This window comes from Cytobacillus eiseniae, assembly GCF_017874625.1.
GTDB classification, from domain to species: Bacteria; Bacillota; Bacilli; order Bacillales; family Cytobacillaceae; genus Cytobacillus; species Cytobacillus eiseniae.
In genome coordinates this window covers 43,070-66,608 of record NZ_JAGIKZ010000018.1, presented here as the reverse complement: position 1 = coordinate 66,608, position 23,539 = coordinate 43,070, and the positions used below count along the sequence as shown (strand labels likewise).

Sequence of the window (23,539 nt, the reverse complement as noted above, 5' to 3'; positions counted from 1 at the left end):
CTATACTATATTATACTAGTAGTCCTTCAAAAAAATTGAAGATGAAGGGCCTTATTCAGTAGTGCCCTCTAGCCAAAAAGTGTTTTCATACAAAATTATAAATTTGAATGGTGTGAATCACTTAGCGGCAAGTTTGTCTGCGTCCAGCTCCAGCGCCTACCCCCTCGAGATCACAAGCCAATCCTCCCAGAAAGGTAAAGGACACCTTTTCGAGAGGTTCGTCTTGTGCTATGCCTGAGGCTGATCAAGGCGCTTACACTTTTGTTCGTGGACAAGTAATTAAACATCATGGAAGCTAATATTGTGATAAATAGGGGATTGAAAACATGTGATAAAATGTGTAAAATTACACTAATCAATAGCCGAAAATTGGTTTACTTAAGGAGGGACTTTATGGAGTCGCTTTCAAAAGAGGAAAAAAAGTGGATTTTTCGTAATGAGTTATATGCACTGAAGGAGAAAGAGTATATTTCTACGGAACATTATGAAAAGACGATGATTGCTTATCATAAGTTTCATGCGGATCAAGAAGCGAAGCAAATGGAACCGACAATAGAAGTCAAACCAGTTCAAAAGGTTCAAAAACCCGCTCAAGTAAAAAAAGCAGAGAAAAAGAAGTTATCTGCTGAGGAAGTGAGAGAGAGAAATATTTCATGGCTCCTTCATTTAGGTGTAATTTTCTTGCTTATTGGGGGACTCTTTATTGCTACAAGTAACTGGGACACGATGGCTGTTTGGATGAAGAGTGCTTCAATTAGCTTTGTTTCACTTCTATTTTTTGGAATGGCTTATATCTCTAGGGCAATATTGAAAATAGAACGAACATCTTTTGCCTTTATCGTGCTAGGCAGCTTATTTCTTCCGATTTTTATTTTATCTGTCGGCTGGTTTGAACTGCTCGGTCCATACTTTTCTTATACTGGTGAAGGCCGATACATTCTTGGTTTAATTAGCAGCGTGATCTTATTTCCGATCTATGCATTACTTGCTAAAAATCTCCATTCGCGTCTTTTTGTATGGTTTAGTTATATTGCTATATCCGTAGGGATAGGCTTTTTACTTGCTGCCTTGCAGCTTAAGATGGATGGCTTTTATTTAGGGATGATGATTTACAATGCACTTATTGCTATTTGCTATCATTGGTTGAAAAACAAAAAGCATCTCCAACTATTTATAAATGAGCTTGTTTCCTTTGCGCAAATTAATTTGATTTTATCTACTTTATTGATGCTTGCCTTTTTTAATAATCATATTTTTTATAGCTTTAATATTCTTTTAACAGCAGCTATTTATTTATCGATGGTTTACGTGACAGGTAAGAAGGAGTTTCATTTTGTCTTTAGTTTGATGGTTGTATATGGTGTGTATCAGCTTGTTGAAAACTCTGTTCTCGACTCGATCGGTCCAGTGATTTTTGCGATTGTAGGTGCCGGTTTCTTAGCTGTTCCGAAGATAATGGATAAGAGTGATTATTGGGATAAAGTTTTTCGAATGACTAGTGCGATTATCTCAAGTCTTGCTTTTATTTATATAAGTGTTGAAGGGATATTATTGAGAATGAGTGAGCCCTCTGTGACTCTTTTCTTCGCTTATCTCATTCTTTCACTGCAATTTACTTATTTAACTAATGTGATGGGGAAAAAGTTATTTGCTTATTTAAGTCCAATCTTTATGGCAGCCGCTCTATACGAAATTGTTTTTCTTTTAGATAAGGTTTTCCATTTTAATCATGTAGGTGTACCAGTTTTCTTAATAGGTTTTGTGTTAACTCTTTCTTTTGGAATTACGATGAAACATTCCTTCTTCAAAGGAATGATATTGAGCTCTCGTGATGTAGGAATCTTCATCATGTGCTTATCTATATTGTTTTGTTTCATTCAGTTTGCTTGGTTGGATGTCGGTTTGATACTTCTCTTATTTAGTACCGCCCTTTTCCTTCTAGCTCGTAATGAGGAAAGAAGCTTTTATCGGGGGACAATCCCGTGGACCATCCCACTTTCTATTGGTTTTGCATTCGTATTTTTTGGAGAGGAAATGCGTACCAGCTATCAGTTTTATGAACATAATCTAGGGGCAGCAATGAATTATTGCTTCGCAAGTGCTGTTCTTCTATTGATAGGCTTTAGATGGAAAGGGATTAATCTTGGTAGACAATTTTTTTATATCGCACAGGGCTTTTATACGATAGCTATCTTTGCAGCGATGGTCCTACCATTAAATGAATTTTGGATGCGTCCGCTTGTTTTATTAGTTGGGGTAGGGATGTATATTGCTTTTTATCGTTATTCAAACTACAAATGGCTTCCATTTCCTGTAGCCATTGTCGCGTTGATTACGTATTATGCGATGTTAAATGCAATCCACTCAACTGCATCTAATTTAGACGTCTTAAAATGGCTGCAATTGCCATTAGGTGCCATTCTTTTATTAAGTATATCTTGGCTTTTGATGAAAAAAGATCATCAGCTTGCAAAAGGGTTTGCATGGATTGGTCATATTAATTTGCCATTCTCTTTGTTATTAACTTGGATATTGTTCTTAGATAAGTCATTTTGGGGCTTTATTGCGGCACTCGCAGCCTATTGGATTAGTTCGAGAGTGTGTCAAAAGGAATGGAAGAAAAAGCTTTTCCTTTACAGTGCTTTCTTGTCCCTATTTTTCGTCATTTTAAATGGAATGTGGCGACAAATTCCAGGATGGCAAAATGATTATGCCTTTTTAATTACAAGTGGCTTCATCTTCCTATTTTGGTATATGGCAAATACTGTTGATAAGACGAGAACGAATTATTTCTTCCTTCCATTTTCACTTATCGGAATGTTCGCGTTTATTGTGTCCTATCCATTTGAACCGATTGCTTTTGGCATGATGATTGTTTACACTGCAGGGATCATAATTTTCATCCACTTAATTAAAAAGGATTTTCTCGTCGGTTTTCCGCTTGTTTTATTATGGATGGGTACGATATGGTTCTTGTTATTTAGTGAATGGGCCATTGTAAATAAATTTATGCTTGTTGGCTGTTTTGGAGTGGGACTCTCATTTTTAGGTTCCTATTTAAACAAAAAATTAATTATGAGAGAAGACCGACTGAAAAATATCGATAGCTATACATTTATTGCCTTTCTGTTCTTTTTGACAATGTATCCATTACAGACAGATGCAATATGGACGGAGCTTCTCCCTGGCATTCTAATCAGTGCACTGTTATTTATGCAAAGAAAAAGGGTACAGCTTCATAATAAGTGGATTCCAACCTTTTTGTCTGGACTCGTTTTACTTGAGCCATATTACACATTACTAGGAAAAATAACTCCACATGAAATCATTGAGGTGGAGCTAAACATCCTTCCAATGCTTGCAGTTATTATCTTTCTGCGCTTCTGTTTAAAAGGGAAATATCAAAGGATAACAGAGCAATTGCAGTGGGCATTATTAATTATTGTCTCTTTATTTCTAATTGTAGATGGAGTGGCAAATTCGACGATTTATGATGCGTTTATCTTAGGAATATTATCCCTCATTTCTATGCTTGCAGGAATGTTTTTAAAGATTAAATCGTATTTCTTTGTAGGCTCGGGTGTGTTATTACTGAATGTCTTTTTACAAACGCGTTCTTATTGGGGAAACCTCCCATGGTGGGCCTATTTACTAATTGTTGGCTCAATACTTATCGGAGTTGCCAGCTATAATGAATGGCATAAACAGAAAATAGCAAAGGGAGAGAAAACAGCATTCTCAGAATGGAAAACAAAAATTCTTGAAAAAATAAAAGAGTGGAAATAGCAAAAACACCTACTGATTCTTGATTGAATTAGTAGGTGTTTTTTTGATAAAAAACAATAGTTTGCGAGTGTAATAAGTGAGGGTTTATTCATAAAATAAAATATGTAATTTTCTGAAAACTTATTGACTTTTCCCTGTTAACACTGTATCTTTGTGTTAAATAAATATATGACAATTAATATATATAACGTCTAATAAACGTTATATGAAATAAAATAATTTTAAAGAGTATTTTTTTGGAGGTGAAGGCTTTGTCAAATGTCATTTTTTCTAATCAATTAACAGATGATGAAAAATATGCGCATTTTATGAAAAGAATTGAAGCTGGGGAAAAAATCGAAGCAGATGATTGGATGCCTGATGATTACCGACTTACATTAATTAAATTAATCTCTATGCATGGGATTAGTGAGATCATGGGTGCATTACCTGAAAAGGAATGGGTTCCAAAAGCGCCATCATTAAAGAGGAAGCTAGGGATTATGGCAAAGGTGCAGGATGAAATGGGACATGGACAGTTATTGCTGCGTGTTGCCGAAGATTTAATGAAGCCGCTTGGGAAAACTCGAGAGGATATTATGGCAGATTTGTTTAGTGGTCGGTTAAAGTTTCATAATGTCTTTCATATGGAAGCGCCTACATGGGGGGATGCGGGTTTAATTGGCTGGCTTGTCGATGGGGCCGCGATCATATCACAAACCAATATGTTAAATGCCTCATACGGACCTTATGCACGCGCCTTAAAAAGAATTTGTGCTGAAGAAGTGTTTCATGCTCAGCATGGAGAAGCAATTATTATGGCATTAGCTGAGGGGAGGAAGGAGCAGAGAGAAATGGTTCAAGATGCGATCAATCGCTGGTGGGAGGCGCTTCTCATGTTTTTCGGACCTCAAGATGCATCTACTACTGGAACCTCAAAGCAGGATATCACCATTAAATACAGGATACGAACAAAAACGAATGAACAGCTACGTCAGGATTTCTTTTCAAAATATATTCCAAGAGTGCGCTCACTGGGGCTTACACTACCAGATGAAACAATGCACTATGATGAAAAGCAGCAGAAATGGGTGTATCAACAGCCAGATTGGAATCGTTTTAAAGATATTATAAAAAATAATGGCCCAAAATCAAAGGATCGACTTGAGCTTCGTCAGACAACGTATACAGAAAATCAGTGGGTGAGGGATGCTTTAGAGAGGAGTGACTCGATTGGGTAGTAAAGGCTTTTATCAAGAATATGAGGTGTTTAGCAAGCGTACTGATACTTCTCCACTCCAGTACCAATTTTCCATGCTGGCACCAAATCGTGAGCTCGCTCTAATCATGGCACAGGAAAATTTTATGAGAAGAGAACCAGTAGCTGATATTTGGGTTGTGAAACGTGAGGACATTCGCAAAATGAATCTTGAGGAAAGACAAACATTGAAAAGACTAGATAACAAAGATTATCGCAACACAAAGGGATACGGGTATTTAAAGAAGAAATGGCGGCAATATGAACAAGGGATGCTAGATGAGAAGGAAATTCTGTCATGGGGAGAGGAGAAAAAAGGTGAAAATGGGTGATGAAGCATGTAAACGAGCATTAATCGAACTCCTGTATCAGCTTGCCGATGATGACTTTATCCTGGCTTATCGGGGCTCCGAATGGCTAGGTCTTGCTCCTCATATTGAAGAGGATGTAGCTTTTTCTTCAATTAGCCAGGATACTATGGGGCATGCAGCGATGTTTTACCAGCTTCTAACGGATCTTGGTGAAGGGGATGTCGATCAACTTGCGCATGCTCGTCCGTCGAAAGAGAGAAAGAATGCGATTTTACTAGAATTTGTGAATGGACCTGGCCATTACCTCTCAAAGCCACGCTATGATTGGGCATTTGCTGTTGTAAGAAATTATTTCTATATCCAGGCGAAGAAAATCAAGATGGAGTCATTGAAAAATTCATCCTATGAGCCACTGGCAAATGTTGCACTTAAGGTGAATATCGAGCTCTATTATCATCTTATGCATTGGAGAACCTGGTTTGTCCAATTGATGAACGCAGATCAAACAGCAAGAAATAGGATGGAAACTGCGTTAACACGAGCTTTTGCTGATTTTGATGGCGTCTTATCATTAGGATCATTTGGAGTAGAAATGGCTAGATATCAATTAATTGAGCCTGAGGAAATGTTGAAGAAAAAATGGGAGGCTTATATGCAGCCTGTCTTTGATTCTGTCAATCTGACAATGCCTGTAGATTTTGGAAAGAAGAGTGGAGATGGGAGAGCAGGAGAACATACAGCAGATTTGGATCGAGCATTAACCATTCTAGGTGAAGTATATTTTGAGGATCCTGCTGCAATTTGGTAGGGAAAAGGGTTGATTCTTTTTATGTTGCCAGAAAGTGAAAAGCTAATAATGGGTACTCTTCAACAAGTGAAGGATCCCGAGATTGATTCCATTTCAATTGTTGAGTTGGGCATGGTAGAAAAAGTAGAAGTGAGAGAGAATGCTGTATTCATTGAACTTTTACCAACATTTATGGGCTGTCCAGCATTAGATATTATCCGTAGCAATGTGGAGAAGGCTATTCGTGAATCCCATAATTTTCATGAAATTCATGTAAATTTTGTTTACCATCCGCCTTGGACGTCTGATCGAGTTTCTGACGAAGGTCGGTTGAGATTAAAAGAATTCGGCATTGCCCCGCCGCCAGAGCGAATAGCTGAAACAGGCGAATGGCATGTAGATTGTCCGTTTTGTCACTCTACCTATACGACAATAGATAATATCTTTGGGCCTACAGCCTGCCGCAGCATTCTGTATTGCAAAACATGCAAAAATCCCTTTGAAGCAATGAAACCGATCTCGACGATAATGTGAGGGGGATTTACAAATATAGAATGAAATTTGCTAATGAAATTTGGAAATTGCAAATAAAGAATGAATTTCGCAAATAAAATTCGGAAATCGCAAATAAAGAATGAGCTTCGCAAATAAAAATCGGAAATCGCAAATAAAGAATGAATTTCGCAAATAAAAATCGGAAATCGCAAATAAAGAATGAAATTCGCAAATAAAAATCGGAAATCGCAAATAAAGAATGAGCTTCGCAAATAAAAATTGGAAATCGCAAATAAGAAATGAGCTTCGCAAATAAAAATCGGAAATCGCAAATAAAAAATGAACTTCGCAAATAAAAATCGGAAATCGCAAATAAAGAATGAGCTTCGCAAATAAAAATCGAAAATTGCAAATAAAGAATGAGCTTCGCTAATAAAATTTAGAAATCGCAAATAAGGAATGAACTTCGCAAATAAAAATCGGAAATCGCAAATAAAGAATGAGCTTTGCTAATAAAATAAGAGTTTCGCAAAACATAAAAATTGCTAAATAACCGAATAAACTACTTTTTTCTTCAAAATAGTACTAGATTTCCTAAGATAGCTGATCATATTTTATTCAATAAACAAGAGATAGCTGAGTAATGACTTCGAGTTCTCAGCAAACCAATAAAAAATGAGAGGAAGTTGTCCAAATGGTTAAATTAATCGCACTATACAAGCATCCTGAAAATAAAGAGGCTTTTGATAAGCATTATTTTGAAACACATGGTCCACTGACTGCCAAAATTCCTGGCCTGCGAAAAATGGAGGTTACTAGAATTGTTGGCAGTCCAATGGGAGGTGAAGGCAAGTATTACCTCATGTGCGAGATGTTCTATGATAGCCATGAAGCATTACAAACTGCAATGCGAACAGATGAAGGAAAAGCTTCTGGGAAGGATGCAATGAAATTTGCAGGGGACCTCATTACGTTAATGATTGGTGAAGAAGTGAATGAGTAATCGCTATGAATTTATTGAAGCTTCTACTGATGGGAAGCTTGGACATATTTCCTTAAATCGACCGCATGTGTTAAATGCAATCAATCAGCAGATGGTTTTGGAAATACTCGCAGCAATGGAAGAATTCGAAGTCGATGACACTATCCGTGTGATCGTTCTAACAGGTAAGGGGCGGGCATTTGCAGCAGGTGCTGACATTGATGAGATGGCAAATGATGGAGCAATTGACTTCGAGCTTCGCAATCAATTTAAAGATTGGGACCGCCTAGCAATGATAAAGAAACCGATTATTGGTGCAGTCCAAGGATTTGCACTCGGTGGTGGATTTGAACTTGCTCTTTGTTGTGATCTGCTTTTTGCTGCTGATAATGCAGAATTTGGCTTTCCAGAAGTAAATCTAGGTGTAATGCCTGGTGCTGGTGGAACGGTAAGATTAACAAAGCTTGTTGGTAAAACAAAAGCGATGGAGTGGCTTTTTACAGGCAAAAGAATTACTGCAATGGAAGCTCTCCAATATGGAATGATTAATCGTCTAGTTGCAAAGGAACTTTTGTTCGAGGAAACCATTAAGTTTGCAGAGGAAATAGCCAATCAGGCACCTCTATCCATTCGATTCATTAAAGAATCTGTCCTTAAAGCGGTGGATGTATCGATTGATGAAGGCATGCAATTTGAACGAAAAAACTTCTCTCTCTTGTTCTCAACCGAGGATCAAAAAGAGGGAATGATAGCTTTTCAGGAAAAACGCAAGCCAAACTTTAAAGGAATGTAGAGGAGGTGTACATAGCAGATGTATGAAACGATTAAATATCGTACGGTAAATCAGGTTGCTTGGATCGCCATTAACAGACCAGATAAATTAAATGCATTCACTGAACAAGTAAATAAAGAGATTCAACATGCTGTCAGAAAGGCGAGTAGAGATTCAGATGTCCGTTGTCTAGTTATTACTGGTGAAGGGCGCGCCTTCTGTTCTGGTGAAGATCTTGGCGGAGTGACTGATGAGATGGATCACGGAGAAGTCCTTAGGAAGCGTTACAATCCAATGGTTTTGGAGATCCACCAATGTGAAAAGCCGATCGTAGCGGCAGTGAATGGTGTAGCAGCTGGCGCAGGGATGAGTCTAGCGCTCGCATGTGATTTTAGGCTTCTATCAGAGAAAGCAAGTTTTATTGAGGCTTTCATTCATGTCGGTCTCGTGCCTGATGCGGGCAATCTCTATTATTTACCGAAGTTAATCGGTCATGCAAAAGCATTGGAATTAGCTATATTAGGAGAGAAGATATCTGCACAAACGGCAAAGGAATTAGGGCTTGCAACAAAAGTTGTTCCGCTCGATCGATGGGATGAGGAGGTAACAGCATTTTCCGAAAAGCTGGCAGCAATGCCAACGACCGCCATAGCACTAATTAAGAAAAATGTAAAGGCAAGCTGGAACGTAAGCGTAGAAGCCAGTCTAGAAAATGATGCACAGGCACAGCGGATTGCTGGCCAGACGATTGATCATAAAGAAGGTGTGCGAGCCTTTATTGAAAAAAGAAAACCGGTATTTATTGGTAAATAATTGATAAGAAACGAGCACATTGAAATCGAGTGCTCGTCTCTTTATTTCATTCTATATTATTCAGGCAATTTGTTCGACCGAGCATGTATCTATTTAATTTGACAGGGGTGAAATGGATTGAATAATATCGTTGTTATTGGTTCGGGTGTAATGGGAAGAGAAATTGCCTACGTAAGTGCGGTTGGTGGTTTTATTACGACATTAATTGACATTAATGAGAATCAATTAAAGCAAGCTGAGAAAGAGATTCAAGCAATTTTTGAAAAAGGGGTTGCACGTAACAAGCTTTCATTCGCGGAAATGGAGGAAGCGAAAAAACGACTTACCTACTCAATTAGTCTAGCAAAAAATGTGATGGAAGCAGATTTAGTCATTGAAGCCGTGCCTGAAGTCATCGAAATTAAGCGTAATATTTTTGAAGTGATTGATCAGCATGCCAAAGAGCACTGTATTTTTGCAACGAATACTTCAACGATGAGCCCAACAGAAATCGGTTCTTTCACGAAGAGATCAGATAAAGTGATTGCCATGCACTTCTTTAACCCTGTTCACAAAATGCCGCTCGTGGAGATCGTCAAAGGTTTGGAGACGAGTGAGGTTACGGTCATTTCCATAAGGCAGGCTGCAGAAAAAATGGGGAAAGAGACAGTTGTGATCAATGAGTTCCCTGGCTTCGTTACAAGTCGGATTAGTGCGCTCGTCGGGAATGAAGCCTTCTATATGTTACAGGAAGGTGTTGGCACACCAGAAGAAATTGATAAGGCGATTAGGTTAGGACTAAATTATCCAATGGGTCCATTTGAATTGGGTGATCTTGTTGGGCTTGATACCCGATTAAATAATTTGAAGTATCTCCATGAAAAATTAGGTGAGAAATTTCGTCCAGCTCCACTCCTTGAACAATACGTGAATGCCGGCAGACTTGGTCGGAAGTCAGGCAGAGGAGTATATGATTATAAGGAGAAGAGGGATGAATGATGGCAAAAGAAGTTGTCATTGTTGATGCAGTTCGAACGCCTTTTGGCCGATACAATGGAAATTTAAGAAATATCCGCCCAGATGACTTAGGTGCGATCGTCATAAAGGCGTTGCTTGAGCGAAATTCGGCACTTGATCCATTGGATATCGAGGAAGTCGTCATAGGAAATGCGAACCAAGCCGGTGAGGATAACCGTAATATTGCACGTATGTCAGCTCTCCTCGCTGGGCTTCCTGTTGAGGTCGCAGGTACGACTGTTAACCGATTATGTGGTTCAGGCTTAGATGCAGTTAATTATGCGGCAAGGGCGATTTTAGCAGGAGAAGGAGATGTCTATATTGCAGGTGGGATCGAGAGTATGTCTCGTGCCCCTTTTGTCATGGCAAAGCCTCAAGTGGAGTTTCCTAGAGGGAATATGGAGTTACATGATACGACCATTGGCTGGCGCTTTATTAATCACCAGCTTAAGAGTATGTATGGGGTAGACAGTATGCCAGAAACGGCTGAAAATGTGGCGAAGGAGTACATGGTTTCACGCGAAGAACAGGACAGTTTTGCTTTTGAAAGTCAACAAAAGGCAAAAATGGCGATTGAAAATCGATTGTTTGAGCAGGAGATTATTCCGGTTCAATATACAGATCGAAAAGGAAAGGAAGTAATCATTGCAGCAGATGAACATCCCCGTCCTGAAACGACTCTTGAAAAGCTCTCACAGCTGAAGCCCATTCTTCCAAATGGAACGGTAACAGCTGGAAATGCATCAGGTATAAATGATGGGGCATCTGTATTGCTCATAATGTCTGCTGAAAAGGCAAGAAAACTGAGGTTAAAGCCATTAGGCAAATATATTGTCTCTGCAGTTGCTGGTGTCAATCCGTCAATTATGGGAGTAGGACCGGTGTTTTCTACTAGGAAGGCATTGCAAAGAGCAGGGCTTACAATCGATGAATTGGATGTGATAGAGCTTAATGAAGCTTTCGCCTCACAATCTTTAGCATGTATAAAATTACTAAACCTTAATACTAAAATAGTAAATGTGAATGGGGGAGCGATCGCATTTGGCCATCCGCTTGGTGCAAGTGGGGCAAGGATTTTAACGACTCTTTTATATGAAATGAAACGTAGAAAAGCAAAATACGGGCTAGCAACAATGTGTATAGGAGTAGGGCAAGGGATATCGACCATTGTTGAAGGGGTATAGTTCGCTATAAACATAGGGAAACGCAGTTCCGTTAGTCCGTTTTTTTATTATATAAGAAAACTTTTTTGAAAATAGAAAATGATCTAGTAGAATAGGAGTATAACGAATTTTCCCCGAACAAGTTCATACATGAAATGAGGTTGAACAAGCATGAATACTAGATCGATGATATTTACATTATACGGTGATTATATATCCCATTATGGAAGTAAAATTTGGATAGGCAGTCTTATTAAGCTATTAAGTGAGTTTGGTCATAATGATCAGTCAGTTAGAGCGGCGATCTCAAGGATGAATAAGCAAGGCTGGGTGCAGTCTGAAAAGGTTGGGAATAAAAGCTATTATTCGTTAACCGATCGCGGTCAAAGAAGAATTGATGAAGCTGGGAAACGGATTTTTAAATTAATGCCTGAAAAATGGGATGGAAATTGGCGGATTTTCATGTATAACATTCCTGAAGAAATTAGGAATATTAGAGATGAATTAAGAAAAGAACTCGTTTGGAGTGGATTCGGGACCCTGTCAACGAGTTGCTGGATTTCTGCAAATGATCTTGAAAAACAAGTATTTGATTTAATAGAGAAGTATGAAATAAGCGACTATGTTGACTTCTTTATTTCAAAATATGTTGGTCCGCATGAAAACAGTCAATTAGTTGAAAAAAGCTGGAATTTAGATGAAATTAATGCAAAATATCAAGATTTTATTTCTGAATACAGTCAAAAGTATATTATTGATAAAAACAAAATTCTAAAGGGAAATAAAACGGATGCGGATTGCTTTGTCGATCGTACAAAGCTTGTTCACGAATATCGTAAATTTCTATTTGTCGATCCAGGTTTGCCAGAAGAACTGCTCCCAGAAAAATGGTTAGGGAGTCATGCAGCTGCTTTATTTAGCGATTATTACAAAGAGTTAGCAGAACCAGCTTCCCGCTTCTTTGAAAGTGTGTTTCAAGAGGGGAATGAGCTGACGAATAAAGACGAAGACTACAATGTCTTAACCCATCCATATATTGTTGATTAAAATGAAGGAAAGGGGGAGACAAAATGAATGCACTGACTCAAATATTGGCGATTGAATATCCAATTATTCAAGGGGGGATGGGGAATATAAGTAACGCCATCTTAACTGGAGCAGTGTCAGAAGCGGGAGGACTAGGGACAATTGGTGCAGGTACGATGACGCCAGACGAAGTAGAGGAGATTATTAAAGAAACGATTAATCGAACGACGAAACCATTTGCACTTAATATTGCTCTTTCCGTTTCTCCATATGTGAAAGAAGTTCTTTCACTCGTTCGTAAATATCAAATTCCAATTGTCTCTCTTTCAGCAGGGAATCCAGCTCCCTATATCCCTATGTTCCATGAACAAGGGACAAAGGTAATCACTGTTTGTGCATCTGTTCATCAAGCAAAAAAAGCAGAGGCAGCAGGGGCAGACGTGATTGTTGCAGAAGGATATGAAGCTGCTGGAATTAATTCATCTCTTGAGACAACAACGCTTGTTTTAATTCCACAAATTGTTGAGGCAGTCAAGATTCCCGTTGTTGCTGCAGGAGGAATTGGCGATGGGAAGGGACTTGCAGCCATACTGACATTAGGTGCAAGTGGTGTTCAGATGGGGACAAGATTTATCGTAACGAAGGAGGCGCCTTTTCATCAGCATTACAAACAGAAAATAGTAGAAGCGTCTGATCATGCCACATTGATTGTTGGTCGATCAGTAGGAAGAATTCGTCGAGTACTAGATTCTGAATATGCTCAAAAACTATTAAACTATGAGTCGAAAGGAATATCTCTTGATGAATTTAATGAACTCACCTCAGAGAAATTCCATCGATTGGGTGCCATTGATGGCAGGGAAGAAGCGGGCTTTATGAATAGTGGACAAATTGCTGGATTAATTAGTGATATTCCAACTGTTAAAGAATTATTGGAAAAAATAATAGATGATGCAAAGAAGCAGCTTCAACAGGCTCGTGTAAAGATTTAAATACCAAAAACATAAAAAGCGAACAGCCATGTATTGTAAGGAATATTAAATCATTCGAAATTATAGCGCAAAAAGCAATAGAAATAGCAGGCAAAACGCATGGATTCAGTATGAAATCCATGCGTTTGATTTTTTGCGGACACTGAGTCCGTTATTTTCATAAATCATTCAATTTTGGAGAGTGTTCAGACATTGGGTCCGCTATTAGCTAATAATTTAGTAAAAAGAATACTCTTTTAGAAACTAACGGAACGTATGTCCGATAAAAAGGTGAAAACACAATCATTATTGTAAATAGCGGAACTTGTGTCCTAGTAATAACGCCTAATATGATAATTTTGCTTACAATCTAATCAAAATAGTAAAAAAGATTAATTTTAAGATGATAACAATTATTGTCACTCAAATCACTATACAATTTAGCCTGATAATTGATATAAATTTATTTGCTTCTCCATAAAAACTGAACTACTTAATAGTTTTTCTGTATGCTTTTCTTCTTATTATCATATATTACAAACAGTAATCTAAATATATAAAATTTTTAGAATATTATTGACTATTAGTTGCTTTGGGTGATAATATAACGTTATAAATACGTTAATCACAGTAGTTATCATATAAAACAACACTTGCTTTGTTCTCTATCTCACTTATTTTGACTCCATAGCTATGTCATTGCAAAGTATGATCCTGCTTTTATCTACATAGGGTATTCACACTATCAATCATTGGTAGTGTTTTATTTTAAAAATATAAGGGGGTTTATTAGTGTGAAAAAGTTTGTAAAGCCATTCTCTCTTTTGTTAGCAGCGGGCTTGCTAGTTTTAAGTGGGTGTGGGAATGAGTCATCTTCTGGGCAGGGGAACAAGGAAACATTTAAAGTAGGGATTACGCAGTTTGTTGAACATCCATCCTTAGATGCGGCAACAGAAGGATTTAAAAAAGCGATGGAGGATGCAGGCTTTAAAGATGGAGATAATGTGGAGTATAATTTTCAAAACGCACAGGCTGATATGAATAATACACAAACCATTGCCAATAATTTTGTTGGCGACAAGGTGGATCTAATTTTTGCTAATGCCACACCAAGTGCAGTTAGTGCGTTAAATGCAACGAAGGATATTCCGATAGTATTTACTTCAGTAACGGATCCAATTGGTGCGGAGCTTGTGGAATCATTTGAAAAGCCTGGAGCTAACATCACGGGTACGACAGATAATCATCCAGATGGCACGGAGAAAACGATTAAATTTATCGTTGAAGAAGCGGGTGCCAAAACGATTGGGGTTATTTACAATGCTGGTGAGCAAAACTCAGAAGTTCAAGTTGCTCAAGTAAAGGAACTGGCAGCAAAATTTGGTGCAACAGTTGTAGAGGCATCGATCTCCACTTCAGCAGAGGTGAAGCAAGGGGCAGAATCATTAGTAGGACGCGTGGATGCGATCTACGTTCCAACTGATAATACGGTTGTATCAGCTTTAGAATCTGTCATTGCTGTAGCTAATAATGAGAAGATTCCTCTGTTTGTTGGTGAACTTGATTCGATGGCACGTGGAGCGATTGCTGCTAGTGGATTTGATTATTTTGAGCTTGGGTATCAGTCTGGAAAAATGGCTGCAGATATCCTTAAAGGGAATAAAAAGCCTTCTGAAATTCCAGTTGAGCTTCCTAATAGTTTAACATTAATGATCAATAAAAATGCGGCTGAAGCACAAGGGCTGGAAGTAAAACAGGAGTGGGAGAATATTGCTGAATTTTACGAAGGCGAATAAAAAAGGGTGTGATTCTTAATGCCTACTGCTGTCTTTGGAGCATTTGAATCAGGCATTATTTATGCGATTATGGCACTTGGTGTTTATCTCTCCTTTCGAGTGCTTGATTTTCCAGATTTAACGGTAGATGGCAGTTTTGTGACAGGAGCAGCCGTTTCAGCAACGATGATTGTCAGTGGGGTTAATCCTTTTATCGCGACAACCGTTGCCTTGATTGCAGGATTTATTGCGGGATGTATTACGGGCGTCCTTCATACTTTTGGAAAAATTAATGCACTGCTTTCTGGGATCTTAATGATGATTGCCTTATATTCGATCAATCTTAGAATAATGGGGAAATCCAATGTCCCCTTATTAAACCAAGATTCAATAATGACTAGTATGAGTGAGTTTTCAAGTAAATTAGGGATTGATTCCTTTTTTAATGGGATTTACACAGCGATTGGACTTGGAGATAGCCTTCCAAGAACCTGGGGAATTGTCCTCTTTATGATCATTGTCACATTTACAATTAAATTACTCACAGATAAATTTTTGCAAACGGAAATTGGTCTAGCAATTAGAGCGACAGGCGACAATAAGAGGATGATTCGCAGCCTTTCAGCAAACACAAATTTAACTGTTATCCTTGGTCTGGGCCTTTCCAATGCAATGGTCGCTTTCTCTGGATCGCTTATTGCTCAACAGGGGGGATTTGCGGACGTTGGAATGGGAATTGGCATGATCATAATTGGTCTTGCATCGGTCATAATCGGTGAAGCACTTTTCGGTACAAAAACGATTGCGAGAACAACTTTAGCAGTCATTGGCGGTGCAATCATTTATCGAATTGTTGTAACATTGGCGCTTCGGGTGGACTTCCTAGAGCCAGGTGATATGAAGCTGATTACTGCTACGATTGTTATCTTAGCTCTCATTATGCCAAAATTTATTGATGCATCAAAAGAAAGAAAGCGAAAAGCAAGAAAACATGCAGAGCTCTTAGCTTTCAGTCAGTCACCTCAGGATAGGGAGGGGGAGGCAGATGCTTCAATTAAATCAAATTCATAAGATTTTTAATGAAGGAACACCAGATGAAAAAATTGCGCTTGATCAAATTCATTTAACTTTGAATAAAGGTGATTTTGTAACAGTCATTGGCAGCAACGGGGCTGGAAAATCAACGTTAATGAATATGATTTCAGGGGTGATGACACCGGATATCGGAACGGTATTGATTGATGGGGAGAATGTCACTTCCATTTCTGAATATAAAAGAGCGCAATATATCGGCCGGGTTTTTCAGGATCCGATGGCAGGAACAGCGCCAAGTATGACGATTGAAGAGAATTTAGCAATGGCTTATTCAAGAAATAAGACACGTACATTAAGAAAAGGGGTAACGAAAAGCCGAAGGGAGTATTTCCGAGAGGTGCTGGCAACACTCCATTTAGGATTAGAAAACCGGTTAAATGCAAAGGTTGGCCTGCTATCTGGTGGTGAAAGGCAGGCACTCTCCCTTCTGATGGCAACCTTTACTGAACCTTCTATATTATTATTAGATGAGCATACTGCCGCACTTGATCCTGCTCGTGCGGAGTTGATCACTCAATTAACAAAGGAAATTGTCGGACAGTATCAGTTAACGACATTGATGGTGACTCATAATATGCAGCAGGCACTTGATCTTGGCAATCGTTTAATCATGATGGATAAAGGGCAAATTATTTTAGAAGTCGACGAAAGTGAAAAAGCAAATTTATCGATTGAACAGCTATTAAGTGAATTTCAAAGAATTAGAGGAGTTAAAATGGCAAGTGATCGGGCTCTTCTTTCATAATTAATAAAAGGATTAATGATGCTTTTTAGCTAGTTAATCCTTTTCAATTTTTGGAAGTAAACATCATACGAAGCAATTGATCTATATATATATAGTTTTCTTAATTTTTACAATTAATTGACTATTCATTTAACGAAATGTTATTATATCGTTGAATATACGTCATACATATATAATGAACCTTTATTAAATCGGGGGGATTGAATGAGGCCAGGTTTGAAGATAGGAGATCAAGCAGAATTAAAGATTATCGTTACTCCTGATATGTTTGCTCAATTTGATGGAAAGGTTGTTCACCGTGCTTATTCAACTGTATCAATGATTTACCATATGGAATGGGTCTCTAGAATGATTATTCTTCCCTTTTTGGAAGAAGATGAAGAAGGGATGGGGGCTGCTGTTTCAGCTAAGCATCTTGCTCCATCTGCTGAAGGTGCGGAGTTGGTTATCTTGGCAATTGTAAATGAAGTAAAGGGGAGTCATGTCATCACAGAAGTGACAGTTAGTAATAGAGGGAAACTAATTGGAATGGGTGAAGTGAAACAAATTCTTTTGCCAAAAAGTAAAATAGCTAGCTTACTTGAAGATGATTGAAATTCAAATGAATTGTAAGCGGTACCAATCGAGTGGGAGGTAATTGACTATGAATATGTTTTCAAAGATAAGAGAGCATGAGCAGGTTGTATTCTGTAATGATGAACTAACGGGCTTGAAGGCAATTATTGCAATCCATAGCACAAGGCTTGGTCCTGCTCTTGGGGGATGTAGAATGCTCCCATATGCTAGCGAGGAAGAAGCATTGGAGGATGTTCTTCGTCTATCTAAAGGGATGACATATAAATGTGCGGCAGCTGATGTTGATTTCGGTGGAGGAAAAGCAGTAATTATTGGCGATCCAAATAAGGATAAAACCCCCGAATTATTTCGGGCGTTTGGTCAATTTGTTGAATCACTAAATGGTCGTTTCTACACGGGAACTGATATGGGTACAACTCCAGAGGATTTTGTTCATGCACTTAAGGAAACGAATTGCATTGTTGGGGTTGATGAGGTGTACGGCGGAAGTGGCGATTCCTCGATCCCGACTGCACAAGGAGTTATTTACAGCCTCAAGGCAACAAATAGAGCATTAACAGGTTCTGATGAATTAGCAAATAGAAGCTACTCAATTCAAGGCTTGGGAAAAGTCGGGTTAAAAGTAGCAGAAAGATTGATAGAGGAAGGTGCTGATTTATATGTGACAGATATTAACCAGCAGGCAATCGATACATTACTTACGAAAGCAAAACAACTAGGTGCAGGAGTAAAAGTAGTAAATAAAGATGAGATTTATCAAGCGCCAGCAGATATTTTTATCCCATGTGCAATGGGGGGAATTGTAAATGATGAAACAATTGAACAATTGCAGGTGAAGGCAGTTGTTGGATCAGCCAATAATCAATTATTGGAACTCCGTCATGCCGAAAAACTTCAAGAAAAGGGCATATTATTTGCCCCAGATTATATTGTTAATTCTGGTGGACTCATTCAAGTTGCTGATGAACTTTATACCCCGAATAAGGAAAGAGTTCTGCAAAAAACAAAAGCCATCTATAATTCTCTTTTGAATATTTACGAGTATGCGAGTGAGAAGGGAATTACAACAATGGAGGCGGCCAATCAATTTTGCGAAAGAAGAATTGAAGCTCGATCACGCAGAAATAGCTTCTTCTCTCACATAAAAAGACCTAAATGGGCAGTACGAACTTAATTTTAAATAGAAAACAACATTATTACGGTAGAAAGATGTCTATCGTAGCTAATATAAATGTAAAGGGTGAGAAAATGATTAATCAGTTTCCTATCCAGCAAATAATGGACGCTAACGGAAAGGTTGTTTCGCCTGAATATGAAGAGAGAATAAACGAAAATCTTGTAAAAGATTTTTACAAGCAGCTTGTAAGAATTCGTCTATTTGACCGTAAAGCGATTAGCTTACAGCGACAAGGACGCATTGGCACGTATGCACCTTTTGAAGGCCAAGAGGCTTCCCAGGTTGGAAGTGCGCTTGCATTGGAGCCTTCTGACTGGATGTTCCCTACCTATCGGGAGCACGGTGCTGCATTTGTATTCGGTCATTCTTTACGAAACATCTTATTATTTTGGAATGGCCGAAATGAAGGTTGTATACCTCCAATCGGCAAAAAGATCTTTCCGCCGGGCATACCGATTGCAACACAAATTCCACATGCAGCAGGAGCAGCTTTAGCAGAAAAAATGAAAGGCACAAGTCATGCAGCAATTGCCTATTTCGGGGATGGTGCCACATCGGAAGGAGATTTTCATGAAGGGTTAAACTTCGCAAGTGTGTGCAAAGCTCCTGTTGTCTTCTTTAATCAAAATAATCAATATGCGATTTCAGTACCGATCGAAAAGCAAATGAATACAAAGACGATTGCTCAAAAAGCGATTGCCTATGATATTCCAGGTATACGTGTGGACGGCAATGATGTTTTTATCGTCTACTTTGAAACATTGAAAGCATTGGAAAGAGCGAGAGATGGAGAAGGACCGACGTTAATTGAAGCGGTGACATGGAGGTATGGTGCTCATACAACAGCTGATGATCCATCGAAATATCGTAATCAATCAGACAGCAATAGTCGAAGATTGGAAACGGATCCAATTTTGCGATTAGAAAAATGGATGAAAAATGAAGGAATCTTTAAAGAAGAATGGGTTCGTGAAATCGAAGAGGAGGCTTCTAAGGAAATTGAAGAAGCGGTTGCTGATATGGAAGCTTTTCCTCCAGCCAATCCAGCAGATATCTTTGATCATGTTTTTGCAGAACCAACCTGGCAGATAAAAGAGCAAAAAGAAGAGTATCTTAGATTGATAGGAGGTGTGCGGAATTGAGCACATCACTTAGAACAAAGACGATGACACTCATTCAAGCAATAACCGATGGGCTCGATACGATGCTTGCTGAGCGGCAAGAGGTTATTTTGATGGGGGAGGATATTGGGAAAAACGGTGGCGTTTTTCGGGCAACTGATGGTTTGCAAGAAAAGTATGGAGAGACAAGGGTGATGGACACTCCATTAAGTGAAGCTGGTTTTGTCGGAGCTGGAATTGGGCTGGCAGTTAATGGTTTTCTTCCTGTCATTGAAATCCAATTTCTAGGTTTCATCTACCCGGCTTACGAGCAAATTATGACACATGCTACAAGATTACGGATGCGAACGATGGGGCATTACACGGTTCCAATGGTCATACGAGCCCCTTATGGTGCAGGGGTAAGAGCACCAGAGATTCATTGTGATAGCACCGAAGCAATATTCACACATATGCCAGGAATTAAAGTTGTTTGTCCATCCAGTCCATATGATGCGAAGGGCCTCCTTATTGCTGCTATTGAAGACCCTGATCCTGTTTTATTTCTAGAACCGATGCGCATGTACCGAGCTGCAAAGGAAGAAGTGCCTGATGGGAAATACAAGGTAGAAATTGGGAAGGCGAACAAGCTGTTAGAAGGGGACGACGTTACAGTCGTATGCTGGGGAGCAATGGTCCAGGTGGCGTTAAATGCAGCAATGGAAATGGAGGAAGAAGGAATTCATTGTGAAGTCATTGATTTACGGACTCTTTATCCGATTGATAAAGAGATGATCGCTGAATCGATTCAAAAAACAGGTCGCATGGTAATTGTTCATGAGGCACATGCCACTGGTGGTGTTGGGAATGACATATTAGCAGTTATTAATGATACATCCTTTTTGTATCAAAAAGCCCCAACTGAACGGGTCACAGGATTTGATACACCTGTTCCATATTTTGGCTTTGAGGATCATTATTTACCAAATGAAATAAGAATTATGCATGCGATTAGAAAGGTGACATCATTTTAGAGGAGGGATGAGATGGAATGGAAGTAAAGCTGCATGATATTGGAGAAGGGATGACTGAGGCTGAAGTCAACTGTTTTCTCGTAAAACCAGGTGATATTGTTAAAGCGGATGACCCACTGTTAGAAGTACAAACGGATAAAATGACTGCGGAGATCCCGTCTCCAAGAGCAGGGATTATCCGAGAATTCACAGTTAAGCCTGGTGAAACAGTGTCAGTCGGTTCTACATTACTGCTACTAGATGATCTCGCTGCTGAAAAGAAAACAAACCAGCCAAAGAGGATCATTGCTTCACCATTTACTAGAAAAATTGCCCGTGAAAATGGCATTGATATCCATAAGATAGATGGATCAGGACCTGCTGGACGGATTACAGATGAAGATATTTACCAGTATATGACTGCTGCATCACTGAAAAAGAATGAACAGACTACAAAAGATACAGTATATATACCTGTATCTGTACATCAACCCCCACAAACAAAAGACACCATCCCATTTAGGGGCAGACGAAAGCAAATTGCTAAAAAGATGGTCCAGTCGATATACACGATCCCGCATTGTACACATTTTGAAGAGATAGACGTAACACATCTTCTACAATTCTGTAGTGAGTTAAAGAAAGTAAACCAGCCTATTTCGATTACTGCCTTTTTCTTAAAAGCATTATCCATTAGTCTAAAAGAATTTCCGATTTTTAATGCCGTTCTTGATGAAGAGAATGAAGTCATCCAGTTGCAAAAAGAGCATCATATCGGTATTGCAGTTGATACAGAAGAAGGATTAATTGTCCCTGTGCTCCGCCATATCGAAGAGAAATCTATACGCGTGATTCATACAGAGATGAAGCAGCTTACAAATAAAGCTTTGAATAATCAATTATCAATCACAGATATTTCGGGTGGCACTTTTACAATTAGTAATGTTGGTCCGCTTGGAGGAAGTATTGGGGCAACACCGATTATCCAATACCCTGAGGTTGCGTTAGTCTCCTTTCATAAACATAAGAAAATGCCTGTTGTTACAGATGATGATCAAATCATTATTCGCTCAATCATGAATTTATCAATGTCCTTTGATCATAGAGTAGCAGACGGAGCAACTGCAGTACGGTTCACAAACCGCTTTGCTATGCTGATTCAAGATCCGAAATTACTGTTGCTGGAGATGGTATAAATGGTTGTTGGCGAACTAGCATATGAACGCGATCTGATCATTATTGGCGGTGGTCCAGGCGGTTATAATGCAGCGATCCGTGCTGCACAACTCGGTCAATCAGTTACGCTCATTGAAAGAGAAGAGCTTGGCGGTGTTTGTTTGAATATAGGCTGTATCCCTACTAAGGTTTTGACTGAAGGTGCGGAGAAGCTGCGTAGTACGAGAAAAGCTGCAGACTTTGGGATTGAAACGAATTCGATTGAATTTAACCTAGCTAAACTACAAAATTACAAATTAAATACGATTCTTCAGCTGCGAGAAGGAGTTACTGCTTTATGCAAAGCAAACAAAGTGGAGCTGATTAAGGGGTCTGCCTTTTTTCTATCGGAGGATCGACTTGGTGTTGAATCTGGGGATCACTATGAGGTTTATCGATTTAAACAGGCGATCATTGCCACCGGCAGTTCACCAAAGATCCCAAAAGGATTGAAGGTTGATCATGTTCAGATTGTAGATTCTTGGTCGATTACGAAACTTTCTGCCATACCGGAAAAACTATTCGTCTTAGGTAGTGATTATATTGCACTGGAGATGGCGATGGCCTTTAGTGTTTTTGGTTCAGCTGTTACCATTTTACTGGACGGGGAGGACTTTCCTTTCGATCAGTCGATAAACATGGAGCTAATGCGACTGATGAAGAAGAATAAAATAAAAATAATTAAAAATGTTTCTATATCTGAAGCATATGTAGAGCAAAATACTGTTTCTATTTATTTTGGAAATGAAAAAATGACAGGCACTCATTTATTTATTTCATTAGGTCATTCTCCGAATATCGAAAATCTGGGGATTGATCGAATTGGAATCAAACGGACAAATCGAGATTTTATTGAAGTGAATCAGCAATGCCGAACGTCTATCCCGACGATTTATGCGATTGGGGATGTAACAGAAGGTCCTCACTTAGCATCAAAGGCGATTAAACAAGGGAAAACAGCTGCAGAAGCCATTGCTGGACTATCTTCTGAAGTTGATTTACGCTTTCTCCCAATCATCGCCCAGACAACACCGCCAATTGCGAGTGTGGGATTGACTGAGCAGGAAGCAATTAAGCATGGATATGAAGTGGATATTGGCCAATTTCCACTTTCAGCAAACGGTTTTGCTGGGCTTCGGGGGGAAAAAGAAGGATTCATCAAAGTCATTACGGATAAGAAGACTAGCCTCTTTTTAGGTATGCATATTCTAGGATATGGTGCAATTGAACTGATAACGAGTGGAATCCTCTCATTAGAAATGGCTGCTCGTGATGAGGATTTGTTGTTTCCAGCATACCCGCACCCAAGTGTGAATGAATGTATAGCAGAAGCTTTTGAAGCTATAAAGAAACAGGCAATTCATATTCCGCCAATGATGAAAAGAGAAAAATCTAACGTATAATATAACGCTAATTTTACTTTAGTGCATATATGCATCATAGCTTTAACTTATACTCTTGAGAACATTTACACGTTTCATATATTATTAATATAGTTCAGAAT

General features: G+C 38.9%; 21 protein-coding genes. All 21 read left to right on the top strand.

Annotation, left to right across the window (positions count from 1 at the left end; genetic code table 11):
- Positions 1 to 393 precede the first annotated feature (393 nt).
- The 21 genes from J2Z40_RS14250 (at position 394) to lpdA (ending at position 23,438) form a co-directional block, all read left to right on the top strand.
- Positions 394 to 3,786 (top strand): hypothetical protein, encoded by a 3,393-nt coding sequence (locus tag J2Z40_RS14250; RefSeq protein WP_066393966.1) that lies wholly within the window; start codon positions 394 to 396, stop codon positions 3,784 to 3,786.
- Positions 3,787 to 4,094: 308 nt separating this feature from the next.
- Positions 4,095 to 5,006, top strand: coding sequence for a 1,2-phenylacetyl-CoA epoxidase subunit PaaA (paaA, locus tag J2Z40_RS14245; protein WP_425351419.1), 912 nt, complete (start codon positions 4,095 to 4,097; stop codon positions 5,004 to 5,006).
- On the top strand, positions 4,999 to 5,355 hold the full coding sequence (paaB, locus tag J2Z40_RS14240) for a 1,2-phenylacetyl-CoA epoxidase subunit PaaB (RefSeq protein ID WP_066393969.1): 357 nt from the start codon (positions 4,999 to 5,001) through the stop codon (positions 5,353 to 5,355). Before paaA ends, paaB begins: the two co-directional genes overlap by 8 nt.
- The gene (paaC, locus tag J2Z40_RS14235; protein ID WP_066393971.1) at positions 5,348 to 6,142 is read left to right on the top strand and encodes a 1,2-phenylacetyl-CoA epoxidase subunit PaaC; all 795 of its coding nucleotides are present in this window, start codon (positions 5,348 to 5,350) and stop codon (positions 6,140 to 6,142) included. Before paaB ends, paaC begins: the two co-directional genes overlap by 8 nt.
- Before the next feature lie 21 nt (positions 6,143 to 6,163).
- Positions 6,164 to 6,655 carry a 1,2-phenylacetyl-CoA epoxidase subunit PaaD gene (paaD, locus tag J2Z40_RS14230; RefSeq protein WP_066393974.1) on the top strand — a complete coding sequence of 164 codons (492 nt, stop codon included), beginning with the start codon at positions 6,164 to 6,166 and terminating at the stop codon, positions 6,653 to 6,655.
- Positions 6,656 to 7,310: 655 nt separating this feature from the next.
- On the top strand, positions 7,311 to 7,619 hold the full coding sequence (locus tag J2Z40_RS14225; protein WP_057764717.1) for an EthD family reductase: 309 nt from the start codon (positions 7,311 to 7,313) through the stop codon (positions 7,617 to 7,619).
- Positions 7,612 to 8,391, top strand: a complete 780-nt coding sequence (locus J2Z40_RS14220; protein WP_066393975.1) for an enoyl-CoA hydratase-related protein — start codon at positions 7,612 to 7,614, stop codon at positions 8,389 to 8,391. Before J2Z40_RS14225 ends, J2Z40_RS14220 begins: the two co-directional genes overlap by 8 nt.
- 18 nt (positions 8,392 to 8,409) lie before the next feature.
- Complete coding sequence (locus J2Z40_RS14215) at positions 8,410 to 9,183, top strand: enoyl-CoA hydratase-related protein (RefSeq protein WP_066393977.1); 774 nt, start codon at positions 8,410 to 8,412, stop codon at positions 9,181 to 9,183.
- Positions 9,184 to 9,300: 117 nt separating this feature from the next.
- Positions 9,301 to 10,161: a 3-hydroxyacyl-CoA dehydrogenase gene (locus tag J2Z40_RS14210; RefSeq protein WP_083953886.1), complete on the top strand. Its 861-nt coding sequence runs from the start codon at positions 9,301 to 9,303 to the stop codon at positions 10,159 to 10,161.
- Positions 10,161 to 11,363 carry an acetyl-CoA C-acyltransferase gene (locus tag J2Z40_RS14205; protein ID WP_066399264.1) on the top strand — a complete coding sequence of 401 codons (1,203 nt, stop codon included), beginning with the start codon at positions 10,161 to 10,163 and terminating at the stop codon, positions 11,361 to 11,363. Before J2Z40_RS14210 ends, J2Z40_RS14205 begins: the two co-directional genes overlap by 1 nt.
- A 150-nt stretch (positions 11,364 to 11,513) precedes the next feature.
- Positions 11,514 to 12,389 (top strand): phenylacetic acid degradation operon negative regulatory protein PaaX, encoded by an 876-nt coding sequence (paaX, locus tag J2Z40_RS14200; RefSeq protein WP_066393983.1) that lies wholly within the window; start codon positions 11,514 to 11,516, stop codon positions 12,387 to 12,389.
- A 23-nt stretch (positions 12,390 to 12,412) separates the two neighbouring features.
- Positions 12,413 to 13,360: an NAD(P)H-dependent flavin oxidoreductase gene (locus tag J2Z40_RS14195; RefSeq protein WP_066393986.1), complete on the top strand. Its 948-nt coding sequence runs from the start codon at positions 12,413 to 12,415 to the stop codon at positions 13,358 to 13,360.
- A gap of 773 nt (positions 13,361 to 14,133) precedes the next feature.
- Complete coding sequence (locus J2Z40_RS14190; RefSeq protein ID WP_066393990.1) at positions 14,134 to 15,135, top strand: ABC transporter substrate-binding protein; 1,002 nt, start codon at positions 14,134 to 14,136, stop codon at positions 15,133 to 15,135.
- An 18-nt stretch (positions 15,136 to 15,153) separates the two neighbouring features.
- Positions 15,154 to 16,185 (top strand): ABC transporter permease, encoded by a 1,032-nt coding sequence (locus tag J2Z40_RS14185; protein WP_066393993.1) that lies wholly within the window; start codon positions 15,154 to 15,156, stop codon positions 16,183 to 16,185.
- Positions 16,160 to 16,954 carry an ABC transporter ATP-binding protein gene (locus tag J2Z40_RS14180; protein ID WP_066393995.1) on the top strand — a complete coding sequence of 265 codons (795 nt, stop codon included), beginning with the start codon at positions 16,160 to 16,162 and terminating at the stop codon, positions 16,952 to 16,954. The genes J2Z40_RS14185 and J2Z40_RS14180 overlap by 26 nt, the downstream gene beginning before the upstream one ends.
- 204 nt (positions 16,955 to 17,158) lie before the next feature.
- The gene (locus tag J2Z40_RS14175) at positions 17,159 to 17,548 is read left to right on the top strand and encodes a thioesterase family protein (RefSeq protein ID WP_066393997.1); all 390 of its coding nucleotides are present in this window, start codon (positions 17,159 to 17,161) and stop codon (positions 17,546 to 17,548) included.
- Positions 17,549 to 17,597: 49 nt separating this feature from the next.
- On the top strand, positions 17,598 to 18,704 hold the full coding sequence (locus tag J2Z40_RS14170) for a Leu/Phe/Val dehydrogenase (protein ID WP_066394000.1): 1,107 nt from the start codon (positions 17,598 to 17,600) through the stop codon (positions 18,702 to 18,704).
- A gap of 74 nt (positions 18,705 to 18,778) precedes the next feature.
- Entirely contained in the window at positions 18,779 to 19,849 is a 1,071-nt protein-coding gene (gene pdhA / locus J2Z40_RS14165; RefSeq protein ID WP_066394003.1) for a pyruvate dehydrogenase (acetyl-transferring) E1 component subunit alpha, read from the top strand.
- A gap of 23 nt (positions 19,850 to 19,872) precedes the next feature.
- Positions 19,873 to 20,841 carry an alpha-ketoacid dehydrogenase subunit beta gene (locus J2Z40_RS14160; RefSeq protein ID WP_180316798.1) on the top strand — a complete coding sequence of 323 codons (969 nt, stop codon included), beginning with the start codon at positions 19,873 to 19,875 and terminating at the stop codon, positions 20,839 to 20,841.
- Positions 20,842 to 20,858: 17 nt separating this feature from the next.
- Complete coding sequence (locus tag J2Z40_RS14155) at positions 20,859 to 22,016, top strand: dihydrolipoamide acetyltransferase family protein (RefSeq protein ID WP_066394010.1); 1,158 nt, start codon at positions 20,859 to 20,861, stop codon at positions 22,014 to 22,016.
- Positions 22,017 to 23,438, top strand: a complete 1,422-nt coding sequence (gene lpdA / locus J2Z40_RS14150; RefSeq protein WP_066394012.1) for a dihydrolipoyl dehydrogenase — start codon at positions 22,017 to 22,019, stop codon at positions 23,436 to 23,438.
- Positions 23,439 to 23,539: the final 101 nt, after the last annotated feature.

Excerpts from the sequence above, each read along its gene's own strand:
- J2Z40_RS14250 (WP_066393966.1), top strand. The coding sequence starts at position 394 with ATGGAGTCGCTTTCAAAAGAGGAAAAAAAGTGGATTTTTCGTAATGAG.
- paaA (WP_425351419.1), top strand. The coding sequence starts at position 4,095 with ATGAAAAGAATTGAAGCTGGGGAAAAAATCGAAGCAGATGATTGGATG.
- paaC (WP_066393971.1), top strand. The coding sequence starts at position 5,348 with ATGGGTGATGAAGCATGTAAACGAGCATTAATCGAACTCCTGTATCAG.
- paaD (WP_066393974.1), top strand. The coding sequence starts at position 6,164 with ATGTTGCCAGAAAGTGAAAAGCTAATAATGGGTACTCTTCAACAAGTG.
- J2Z40_RS14225 (WP_057764717.1), top strand. The coding sequence starts at position 7,311 with ATGGTTAAATTAATCGCACTATACAAGCATCCTGAAAATAAAGAGGCT.
- J2Z40_RS14220 (WP_066393975.1), top strand. The coding sequence starts at position 7,612 with ATGAGTAATCGCTATGAATTTATTGAAGCTTCTACTGATGGGAAGCTT.
- J2Z40_RS14215 (WP_066393977.1), top strand. The coding sequence starts at position 8,410 with ATGTATGAAACGATTAAATATCGTACGGTAAATCAGGTTGCTTGGATC.
- J2Z40_RS14205 (WP_066399264.1), top strand. The coding sequence starts at position 10,161 with ATGGCAAAAGAAGTTGTCATTGTTGATGCAGTTCGAACGCCTTTTGGC.
- paaX (WP_066393983.1), top strand. The coding sequence starts at position 11,514 with ATGAATACTAGATCGATGATATTTACATTATACGGTGATTATATATCC.
- J2Z40_RS14195 (WP_066393986.1), top strand. The coding sequence starts at position 12,413 with ATGAATGCACTGACTCAAATATTGGCGATTGAATATCCAATTATTCAA.
- J2Z40_RS14185 (WP_066393993.1), top strand. The coding sequence starts at position 15,154 with ATGCCTACTGCTGTCTTTGGAGCATTTGAATCAGGCATTATTTATGCG.
- J2Z40_RS14180 (WP_066393995.1), top strand. The coding sequence starts at position 16,160 with ATGCTTCAATTAAATCAAATTCATAAGATTTTTAATGAAGGAACACCA.
- J2Z40_RS14175 (WP_066393997.1), top strand. The coding sequence starts at position 17,159 with ATGAGGCCAGGTTTGAAGATAGGAGATCAAGCAGAATTAAAGATTATC.
- J2Z40_RS14170 (WP_066394000.1), top strand. The coding sequence starts at position 17,598 with ATGAATATGTTTTCAAAGATAAGAGAGCATGAGCAGGTTGTATTCTGT.
- pdhA (WP_066394003.1), top strand. The coding sequence starts at position 18,779 with ATGATTAATCAGTTTCCTATCCAGCAAATAATGGACGCTAACGGAAAG.
- J2Z40_RS14160 (WP_180316798.1), top strand. The coding sequence starts at position 19,873 with ATGACACTCATTCAAGCAATAACCGATGGGCTCGATACGATGCTTGCT.
- J2Z40_RS14155 (WP_066394010.1), top strand. The coding sequence starts at position 20,859 with ATGGAAGTAAAGCTGCATGATATTGGAGAAGGGATGACTGAGGCTGAA.
- lpdA (WP_066394012.1), top strand. The coding sequence starts at position 22,017 with ATGGTTGTTGGCGAACTAGCATATGAACGCGATCTGATCATTATTGGC.